Annotated in this window: 7 protein-coding genes; 6 read left to right on the top strand and 1 reads right to left on the bottom strand. The window is 66.3% G+C overall.

The genetic code is table 11. The features are described 5' to 3' along the window. Window positions 1–234 precede the first annotated feature (234 nt). Complete coding sequence (locus LK533_RS16335) at window positions 235–1,326, bottom strand: glycosyltransferase family 4 protein (protein WP_229364142.1); 1,092 nt, start codon at window positions 1,324–1,326, stop codon at window positions 235–237. A gap of 129 nt (window positions 1,327–1,455) precedes the next feature. On the opposite strand from LK533_RS16335, the gene LK533_RS16330 reads away from it, so the two are divergent. The 6 genes from LK533_RS16330 (at window position 1,456) to LK533_RS16305 (ending at window position 9,366) form a co-directional block, all read left to right on the top strand. Further along, window positions 1,456–2,802 carry an O-antigen ligase family protein gene (locus LK533_RS16330; RefSeq protein ID WP_229364141.1) on the top strand — a complete coding sequence of 449 codons (1,347 nt, stop codon included), beginning with the start codon at window positions 1,456–1,458 and terminating at the stop codon, window positions 2,800–2,802. A gap of 64 nt (window positions 2,803–2,866) precedes the next feature. Beyond that, window positions 2,867–3,565 (top strand): polysaccharide biosynthesis/export family protein, encoded by a 699-nt coding sequence (locus LK533_RS16325; protein ID WP_229364140.1) that lies wholly within the window; start codon window positions 2,867–2,869, stop codon window positions 3,563–3,565. A 156-nt stretch (window positions 3,566–3,721) separates the two neighbouring features. Continuing rightward, on the top strand, window positions 3,722–5,836 hold the full coding sequence (locus LK533_RS16320; RefSeq protein ID WP_229364139.1) for a GumC family protein: 2,115 nt from the start codon (window positions 3,722–3,724) through the stop codon (window positions 5,834–5,836). Between the two features lie 60 nt (window positions 5,837–5,896). Further along, on the top strand, window positions 5,897–7,072 hold the full coding sequence (locus LK533_RS16315) for a hypothetical protein (RefSeq protein WP_229364138.1): 1,176 nt from the start codon (window positions 5,897–5,899) through the stop codon (window positions 7,070–7,072). Window positions 7,073–7,075: 3 nt separating this feature from the next. After that, on the top strand, window positions 7,076–7,870 hold the full coding sequence (locus tag LK533_RS16310; RefSeq protein ID WP_229364137.1) for a glycosyltransferase family 2 protein: 795 nt from the start codon (window positions 7,076–7,078) through the stop codon (window positions 7,868–7,870). Then, window positions 7,867–9,366, top strand: a complete 1,500-nt coding sequence (locus tag LK533_RS16305; protein WP_229364136.1) for a right-handed parallel beta-helix repeat-containing protein — start codon at window positions 7,867–7,869, stop codon at window positions 9,364–9,366. Before LK533_RS16310 ends, LK533_RS16305 begins: the two co-directional genes overlap by 4 nt. The last annotated feature ends 22 nt before the right edge of the window (window positions 9,367–9,388 follow it).

The following is a 9,388-nucleotide window of genomic DNA, read 5'->3' as shown; positions in this document are numbered from 1 at the left end:
TCTTCAGCGGCGCACGCCTGCGCTTGCAGGCATAGATCACGAAGGCGACCGCAGTGATCAGATCTTCCGGGCGCACGCCCGATCCGGAAACGGCGATCAGATCGATCTTGGGGGCAAGAACATATGCCAGGAAGAGAAGAAACAGGATGTTCACAATACGCGTCCTGGCCGTGTGCGGACCGGGTATCCGCAGACCGTCCTTTCCGCAAGGGGCGTGCCCCGCACCCGCAAGGCCTATCCGGCAGGCTGCGGATCGGGGAGGCGCGCCAGCATCTCGACGAAAAGGGCGTGGCCTTCCACAGCGGCGCTGGCGTGCAATGCCGCAGCATGTCGGCTGCACGCTTGGCGTGACGATGCCCAGTTCGCGGCAGCTTCCTCAAGAATAGTAAGGATCCGGGTTGTATCGGTGCCCTCTTCCCCAGTCAGAAGCGCATCGGCACGGCGGAGCCGTTCGGGAATGCAGCCCCGGTCGGTGCCCATGAACTCCACGCCGGCGGCATAGCTTTCCAGCATCACCAGAGGCTCGGCCTCGTCGACCAGGCGGGTGGGAAGCAGGAACAGGTCGATGTCGGCGTAGAAGCGCTGCTTGTCCTCCCCCGATATCGACCCGCGATATTCAACCCTCCCTGGGAAATCGGCAACGGCGGCGGCAATCTCGGCGCGCAGAACCTCCTCCGCGATCGGGCCGGCCAACACCAGTCGAAGCTCCGGGCAGCTGGCCGCCGCTTGACGGAACAGCCGGATCACCGTGTCCACGCCCTTGTGCAGGGTAAGAACGCTCATATGCCCCAGCGTGAACGAACGCGGGGGACGCGGCGGCGCGGAGGCGACCGACGGGCAGAACAGCAGCGCGTTGGAAAGCGCATGGGCGCGGACCGCGCCCGAGGAGCCGAGGTACAGGGCGGCAAAGCGGTCGCGCATCACCGGGCTCAGCAGGATGTGGTGCTGCCTGCGCCCGCCCAAACGGACCACCAACCGCATCACCGGGAGTGGACCGAGCACGATCGAGCGAAAGGAATGGTGGTGCACGAAGTGGCGGATGCCGCGCAGCCGGAACGCGGCCACCACCGCGGCAAACAGCCAGGCCGCCATCTGCCCGGGCATGGAGGTATAGACGGTGTCGCTGCGGCGCATCCGGAACAGCGCCGCCAGCAGGATGCGGCCATAGCCGGCAAGCTTCGAGGCAATGCCTTCACCGGTCGCGAGCACGCGCAACTCCCCATGCTGGCGCAGGTGCGCAGCAAAGGCGGCATTGTAGACCGCTTGCCCATGCAGCGGCGGCGGAAACGGCCCGACCAGCCAGATGATCGGCTTGGCTTGCGTCAATCTTGGTCTCCTCACCCCTGCTTGCCGGCGCGTCTAGTGCAAGCGATCCGATCGTGCGAGACGGTTGCGGACCACAAGCATGGCGCCTTGTCGCCCATTCCCAACTGTTGCAAAGGCTCGGCAGGACGCGTGAACAGGTACAAGCTCGTGAAATTCGACGGTAGGGTGATCGGCGCGGCCTTGCTTGGTCTTGCGCTGCTTTTGGGCGGCGGAAGCCTGCGCTTTCCGATGACGCGGCTGATCGTCGAGCTCGCCAGTGCCGGCGTGCTGGTCTGGTATGCGCTGCGGGGCTGGCGTGCGCCGGTGGACCGCTGGTCGGCCGCGGCGATCGTCTTTCTGCTGCTGGTCCTGGCGCTGCCGCTGGTGCAGCTCGTGCCCCTGCCCCCGTCGATCTGGACGGCGCTGCCGGGCCGCGAAGACGCGGCCAGGATCCTTGAAGCCGCAGGGCTGGCACCTCGATGGATGCCGATCAGCCTGCAACCCGACGCGACGCGACTGGCGGCCGCCTATCTGATCCCGCCCATCACGATGTTCATCGTGACGCTCCACGCGACCCAGGCGCAACGCGTGCTCTATGGCTGGGTGATTGTCGCAATGGGGCTCGCCGGCGCCTTGCTTGGCTTGCTTCAGGCCGGCGGCAGCCAGAGCTTCTACCTCTATGACGTCGGCCGCTACACCGCGGCGACCGGCTTTTTCGCCAACAAGAACCATCATGCGGACCTGCTGCTGATCGCGATCCTGCTGGCCGGCGGCCTGGCGTCCACGGGACGGCGGCTCGGCCTGAAGTCCCCGCCCACGCTGGCGGTCGCCGGCGGCATCGCGGTCCTGGCGCTGGCGGTGCCTGCCGCCAATTCGCGGATGGGCCTGCTGATGCTGCCGATCGCGGTGCTCGCAGCGGCGTTGCTGCTGGCGCCGCGCAAATATCTGCGCCGACTGCGTCCCCGGGACGCCGCGATCGGTGCTGCGGTACTCGCTGGCCTGGCGGTTGTCGGCGCCAGCAGCGGCGTGGTGTCGCGCCTGCTAGACCGGTTCGGAGGCGATCCGGATGCCCGCTTCAAATTCTGGCCGGACGTGATCCAAGCCATCGGCCATTATCAGCCGGTCGGCTCCGGCCTGGGCAGCTTTATCAAGATCTTCCAGCGTCACGAGAGCATTACGACGCTGGATTTCACCTATGTATTCCATGCCCATAACGACGTCATGGAGATCGTGCTGGAGACGGGTTGGGCGGGCGTCGCCCTGATCCTGTTCGGCGTGCTGTTGTGGCTGGTCGCAAGCTGGCTGACCTTGCGTCCCGCGGCCTGGGGAGCGGTCACTTCCCTGCATCTGGCCTGTGTCCTGGGCATCGCGATGCTGGCCGCGCATTCGCTGGTCGACTATCCGTTGCGCACGCTTGGACTGGCCTGCGTCCTGGCGTTTCTGGCCGGCTGCCTGTCGCCGGCAACCACGGATGGGACTAGCCAAGCTAAGGGATAGAGACTATCCGAAAGCCAGCTTTGCGACCCGCTTTGTAGCGTTAATGTAGGATATCCTTAGGAATATGGGGAAGATCGTTGCCCCTTTCGCCTGCTTGATACTGGTTGCAACGGGCGGATGTGCTGGCCCGAAGCTGAACCTTCCAAGCGGCGCGGAAGCGTATGACCGCATACCGGTGGCTTCTGCTAATACCTCCCCACGGGAATACACGATTGGTCCGCTCGACCGATTGGGCATTACTGTTTTCGGCGAGCGGGACCTGTCGACCGATCAGGCGCAAGTCGATGCCGCAGGCAATCTGGCGCTTCCGCTGATCGGACCGATGGTTGCGGCCGGAAAGACGTCGCCGGTGCTGGCTGCCGAGATCCGGCAGCGTCTGTCCAGATATATTGTGAACCCGCAGGTTTCGATCCTGGTCCTGGCCTCGGTCTCCCAGCGGGTGATCGTGCAGGGAGAGGTGAACCAGGCGGGCGTCTACCCGATCCAGGGTCGCACGTCGCTGCTCGAGATGCTGGCCATGGCCCGGGGAACGTCCAACGTTTCCGACGAGCGTCGCGTGGCGGTGTTCCGCACAGTTGGCGATCAGCGTATGGGCGCGATGTTCGACGTCGCCGCAATCAACCGTGGCGAGATGCCGGATCCCGAGTTGCTGAACGGCGACGTGGTGGTTGTAGGACATTCCGCACGGCGTGGCGCCTGGCGTGACTTCCTGACGACCGCGCCTGCGCTGGGCCTGTTTGTTGCTCTCAGCAACTCGTTCTGATTCCCGCTGCGCGGATCAGAACCTGTTCGCTTCGCTGGATAACCAGAAATGAACGATAGTTCCTCAGCTGTTCTTCCGGCTCGCCATTCGGCGGGGGGGGAATCCCTTGCCGATCGTTGGGGCTCGGAGCCGGCATCCGGCGGGCTTCACATCGACGTGCGTGCCACCTGGGCGGCCCTGTACCGCAACCGCAAGCTGATCGCGGCGGCGGTCGCGATTGCGGTGATCATCGGCATTGCGATCATCTATCTGAGCACGCCGATCTTCCGGGCAGAGACCAAGATCCAGGTCGACCAGCAAAGCACCAAGGTGCTGCAGGGCGACGACGTTGCTCCCAGCGACGCGTCGCAAGACACGGATCGCTTCCTTCAGACCCAGCTCGACATCATCCAAAGCCGCTCGCTGGCGGATCGCGTGGCGCGCGACCTGGGCCTGTACAACAGCCCCGACTTCATCGCGCGCATGGGCGGCACTCCGGTCGAGGCTCCCAATGGCCCCGCCGGCCAGGCTATGCGGCAGGATCAGGTCATCGGCGCGCTGCAGGGGAACCTCAAGGCAGCCCTGCCGGTCGATTCACGCGTGGTGACGCTGTCGTTCACCTCGCCGGACGCTGAACTCGCGGCCCGGGTCGCCAACAGCTATGCTGACCGGTTCATCGTCAGCAATCTCGATCGCCGCTACAACGCGTCCTCCTACGCCCGCAAGTTCCTGTCCGAGCAGCTTGATGAAACTCGCCGCAAGGTGGAGCAGTCGGAGCGCAACCTGATCGCCTATGCCCGCTCCGCCCGCTTGATCGACACCGGCGGCGGCTCGGATGCCGGTGGCCAGGGGCTGTCCGGCACGCGTTCGCTGGTGACCTCGAATCTGGTGCAGCTCAACAATTCCTATTCCAATGCGATGGCGGCCCGCCTCGCGGCGGAGCAGAGCTGGGAGCAGGCGAACAAGGCGCCGCTCATGAACCTGCCCGAAGTACAGGCCGACCCTTCGATCCAGGGGCTGGTCCAGCAGCGCGCGCGCGCGCTCGCGCAATATGAGCAGGATCGCAAGCACTGGCAGCCCGACCATCCCACCATGGTCCAGGCCAGTGCCCAGATCGCCGGACTGGAGCGGCAGATCAACACGCTCGCGACACGCGTCAAGAACGCCATCCGCCAGCGCTACCTCGTCGCCAGCGCGCAGGAGCGTGCGGTCTCCGAAAGCCTCGAGAAGTTCAAGAACCAGACCCTATCTGAGCAGGACCGGGCGGTTCAGTACAACATCCTGCATCGCGAGGTGGACACCAACCGCGCGCTTTATGACGCGCTGCTGCAGCGCTTTAAGGAAGTCAGCGCTGCGGCCGGCCTCACATCCAGCAACGTGTCGATCGTCGATCGGGCGGAGACGCCGCACCGTCCGGTCTGGCCGCGGCCCCTGCTGATCCTCGCCGGCTGCATCCTGGCCGGCCTGGCCATTGCGCTTGGCGTGCTGTTCGTTCGCGAACATCTCGACGATGCGGTCCGCTCGCCGGAAGACATGACCACCAAGCTCGGTATCCCGGTGGTCGGCAGCACGCCGCTGATGCCCGCGGGCATGTCGCCCGCTGAGGAACTGGAAAAGCCGCGCTCGCCCCTGTCGGAAGCCTATTACGCGATCCGCACCGCACTCGAGCTGTCGAGTGCGTCCGGCCTGCCCAAGACCATGGTGTTCACCAGCAGCGCGGCATCGGAAGGCAAGTCCACCTCGTCGTTCGCCATCGCGCGCGATTTCGCCAAGGTGGGCCGCAAGGTGCTGTTGATCGACGCCGATCTGCGCAAGCCGACCCAGGACAAGCTGACCGGCGTGTCGAACAAGCTCGGCCTCGCTAACCTGCTTACCCAGCAGGCTAGCCGCGCCGAAGTGACGCAGCCGACCAGCTTCGCCGGCCTGGACGTGATCCCGACCGGTCCGCTGCCGATGAACCCGGCGGAACTGCTCGCAAGCGTCGGGCTGCACCGGCTGCTGAACGAAGTCAGCAGCGACTATGACCTGGTCGTGATCGATGCGCCGCCGGTGATGGGCCTTGCTGATGCGCCGACGCTTGCGGCCTTTGCCGAGGCGACGGTCGTGGTGGTCGAGGCCAATCGCGCCCATCGCGGCCAGGCCAAGACCTCGGTCCGCCGTCTGCGGGCTGCGCGCGCCAACATCCTGGGCGGCATCCTAACCAAGTACGACGTGCGGATGATGGGCTATGGCACCGGCGGCAACTACGGCTACGGCTACGGCTACGGCTATGGTTCTAAGGAAGCCGAGTAAGCCATCGTGACAGGCGAGGGCGGCAAGCGGGCTGGGTCGAGCAGGAAGCTGCTGCGGCCAGTGCTCTGGCTCCTTGGCTGGACGCTGATCGCCTTTCCCATTGCCCGGGTGCAGCTTGCCGAAACCGCCGTCGCCAACCGCGCGTCCGGCAAGGCGCTGCTGTTCGACGCAGGCCACGCCCGCGCTCTGGCGAGCGTGGCCACCGCCGTCCAGCTCAAGGGCGACCAGCAGCAGGCTATGGCCCTTGCGCGCGCCGCCCTGACGCGCGAGCCGCTGAACGTTACTGCCATGCGTACCCTAGGCCTGGCCCTGGAGCAGACCGGCGACCAGGCCGGCGCCAACCGGATCATGTCCCTCGCGGCGAACCAGGGGTGGCGCGACGTCGCGCTCCAGCTGTGGCTGATCAAGGCCTATGCGCTGAAGAACGACGTCCATAGCGCCCTGACCCGGGCAAATGCCCTGGCCCGCACCAATCACCTGCCCGAAATCACCTATCCGCTGTTCCTGGCTTCCATCACCGACGACCAGCTCCGACCTGCGCTGGCGCAGCAGATGGCGGACCGGCCGCTGTGGCGGGGTAATTTCTTCTATCGCCTGCTCCAGCTGCCGGCCGACCAGATGCCCTATGTGGCGAAGCTGATCGCCGAGCTTGCGAAGATCGGATCCCCGATCAACCCGCAGGAGCGCGCCATCTACCTGACCCGACTGGTTCAGGTGGGACAGGGCCAGACGGCCTATGCCTATTGGCTTCGCGAGCAGCGGAGCGCGGGGAACAACGCCTCTCCCCTGGCTTGGGACGGCGGGTTCGAGCATGTGCCGGCCGTAGGCGCGCTTGGCGCACCGTTCGAATGGCAGCTGACCCCGGAAAGCACCGGCGTGGCCGGCATCGTTCCCTCTCCCAAGCAAGGCAAGCAGCTGTCGGTTTCGCCCGGCAGCGACTATCGCGGCACGCTGGTGTCGCAGACCATGGCGCTGCGGCCTGGCCGCTATCGCCTGGCCGCACGGGTGGAAGGGGATGCTGCCGCAACCGGCCTGCGCTGGACGATCCGTTGCTTGCCTGCAAACGTCGAGCTTGCGCTAGATACCGGTCCGGGCGACGCCCAGTTCGGTCTTGCGACCTTTGCAGTTCCGGCCGGATGCACGGCGCAGACCCTGGCCATCGACATGACCACCGATGGAGACGACAGCGGCGGCAATGTCGCGGTCGATGATGTTACCCTTCAAAAGATCGGTTGATCCATGACGCAACCGCTGTCGGTTATCATCGTCAATTACCGTACGCCCGACCTGACCATCAAATGCGTCCGCTCTCTGCTGCACCACGGCATCGCCACGCCTGAGGACATCATCGTCGTCGAGAATGCGTCCGGCGATGACTCGATGGAGGTCCTGCGCCCCGCGCTGAACTGCACGCTGGTGCAGGCGACGGAGAACGGAGGCTATGGCGCCGGGGTGAACCTGGGCATGCAGCAGGCGCGGCACGACCTGGTGCTCTGCCTGAACCCCGACACCTATTTCACCGACAGCGACGTGCTGAACGTGGGCCGGATCTTTGACGCGGAGCCCTCGCTCGGACTGCTCGGCCTCGACCTGCGCTATCCAGGCGGCGAACGGCAATTTCCGGCGCGGCGCGACTACAGCCTGCTCGACGTCCTGCTGCGGCGGACCAGGCTGGGGCAGTTCGGTCTCGGGCAGCGCATCGTCGATCGCCACCTGATGAAGGACGCCTGGGATGGCGGGATCTTCTCCGCCGACTGGGTGATGGGGACCGGCTTTGTCGTGCGCCGGACCGCGTTCGAGGCGGTGGGTGGCATGGACACCGACTATTTCCTCTACATGGAGGACGTCGATCTGTGCCTGCGCCTGCGCAAGGCAGGCTGGCGGGTCGCGGCCGTGCCCGGCATCCAGCTGGTTCATGACCACCAGCGGGCCTCGGGCCAGAAGCTGTTGTCCCGGGCGGCGCGGCTGCACCTTCAGGCGCTGGGCGTGTTCATGCGCAAGCATCACGTCCCGATCCTGCCCCCTTCCCGATGAGCGAGGGGGCAACCCGCCGGGAAGCGCTCGCGGCCGGCCGCCTCGTCGCCCTGGGAGGCGCTGGCCTCCTCTCCGCAACGCCGGGCTCAGCTGCTGCCGCCGCCCCGCGCCACGCGGGCATCTTCTCCCTGGCATCGACCCGGTCCCCGATTGCCGTTCCCGCCGACGCGCCCATGGTCCAGACGGACGGGTTCGCCAGCCCTGGAGATGGCGGCGGCGGCCTGTACCGCCGTGCCGCCGCGGCCCCTGCGCACCACGGCAGCTTCCGCTCCGCCGACGGCGCCGTCTGGGAACTGGTCGCCGATGATCCCTCCATCCGCGCGTTCGGCGCGATCGGCGACGGGCAAGCCGACGATCGACCCGCCATCCAGGCTGCAATCGATTATGTGGCGGCCCGCGGCGGGGGGACGGTGTTCGTGCCCGTCGGCCGGTTCCGGATCGTCACCGTGCCCGCACCCGACGGGACCGGCCCGATCGGCCTGTGGATGCGATCGGGCGTGCGCCTCCAGGGGACCGACCGGCGGCGCTCGGTGCTGGCCCTTGCCGATGGCCAGCGCGGGCCGGGGACCTTTGGCCGCATCATCGCCAGCCCCAACCTGGTCGATGCCGAGCTCGCCGATTTCACGCTCGAGGCCAACCGCTCCGGCCAGGGTGCGGAGCGCGACGCCACCAACGGTGCCGCGATCATGCTGGGCACCGCCGGCGCGCATGTCGAGCGGCTGCGGATCGAGAACCTGATCGTGCGGAATGCCAACGGCCAGGGCATCCAGGTGGTGGGGCATCCTAAGGCGGTCAGCCGCGACATCGTTATTCGCGGCAACCGGGTAGAGCACTCCAGCTTCATTGGCATCCAGGTGAGCCACTTCACCGGGCTGGTGATCGACGACAACGACATTGCCGACTGCCGCGATAACGGCATTGACGTCTATGGCGACAATTTCGTCACCAACTCGAACACCGTCACCAGCACCCAGGCGAGCATCACCCGCAACCGCGTGCGGCGCTGCGCCACCGGCGTGTTCCTGGAAACCGTCGCGGATGTCGAGGTGACCGGCAACCGCTTCGACGAATGCCGCGTGACCGGGCTCCACATCAACCGCATCCATGGCGAGCCGTCGGGCATCACCATCACCGGCAACCGGACCCAGGCGACCCCGATCGGCGTCTCGATCACCGGCGACACCGGCGGCGTCGCCATTCTCAACAACCACTTCAGCCGCTTCACGACCGCCGGCATCCAGTTCGGCCTCGACGGGGCTGGCAATGTCAGCTTCGTGGTGGCGAGCGGCAATGTCTTCGACTGCCGCCACACGAGCTGCCCGGTGGTGCTGGGCTCTGTCCCTAAGGGCGTGCTGTCGTGGATCCGGATCCACGACAATTACGTCTATGGCCTGCCCAAGCCCGAGCAGCTGCTCGTCAACCGCTACGGCACGAACAACGACGTGCAGGTCGGCACCTTTATCGGCGTGCAGACGCGCTTTCCGGACGAGCAATAGATTGCAAGGTCCTGCCTGCTGA

The organism is Sphingomonas sp. PL-96 (assembly GCF_020707215.1).
Lineage (GTDB): Bacteria > Pseudomonadota > Alphaproteobacteria > Sphingomonadales > Sphingomonadaceae > Sphingomonas.
The sequence above is the reverse complement of the archived record's forward strand: the minus strand, read 5'-3'. Positions and strand labels throughout refer to the sequence as shown.

Excerpts from the sequence above, each read along its gene's own strand:
- LK533_RS16325 (WP_229364140.1), top strand. The coding sequence starts at position 2,867 with ATGGGGAAGATCGTTGCCCCTTTCGCCTGCTTGATACTGGTTGCAACG.
- LK533_RS16305 (WP_229364136.1), top strand. The coding sequence starts at position 7,867 with ATGAGCGAGGGGGCAACCCGCCGGGAAGCGCTCGCGGCCGGCCGCCTC.
- LK533_RS16310 (WP_229364137.1), top strand. The coding sequence starts at position 7,076 with ATGACGCAACCGCTGTCGGTTATCATCGTCAATTACCGTACGCCCGAC.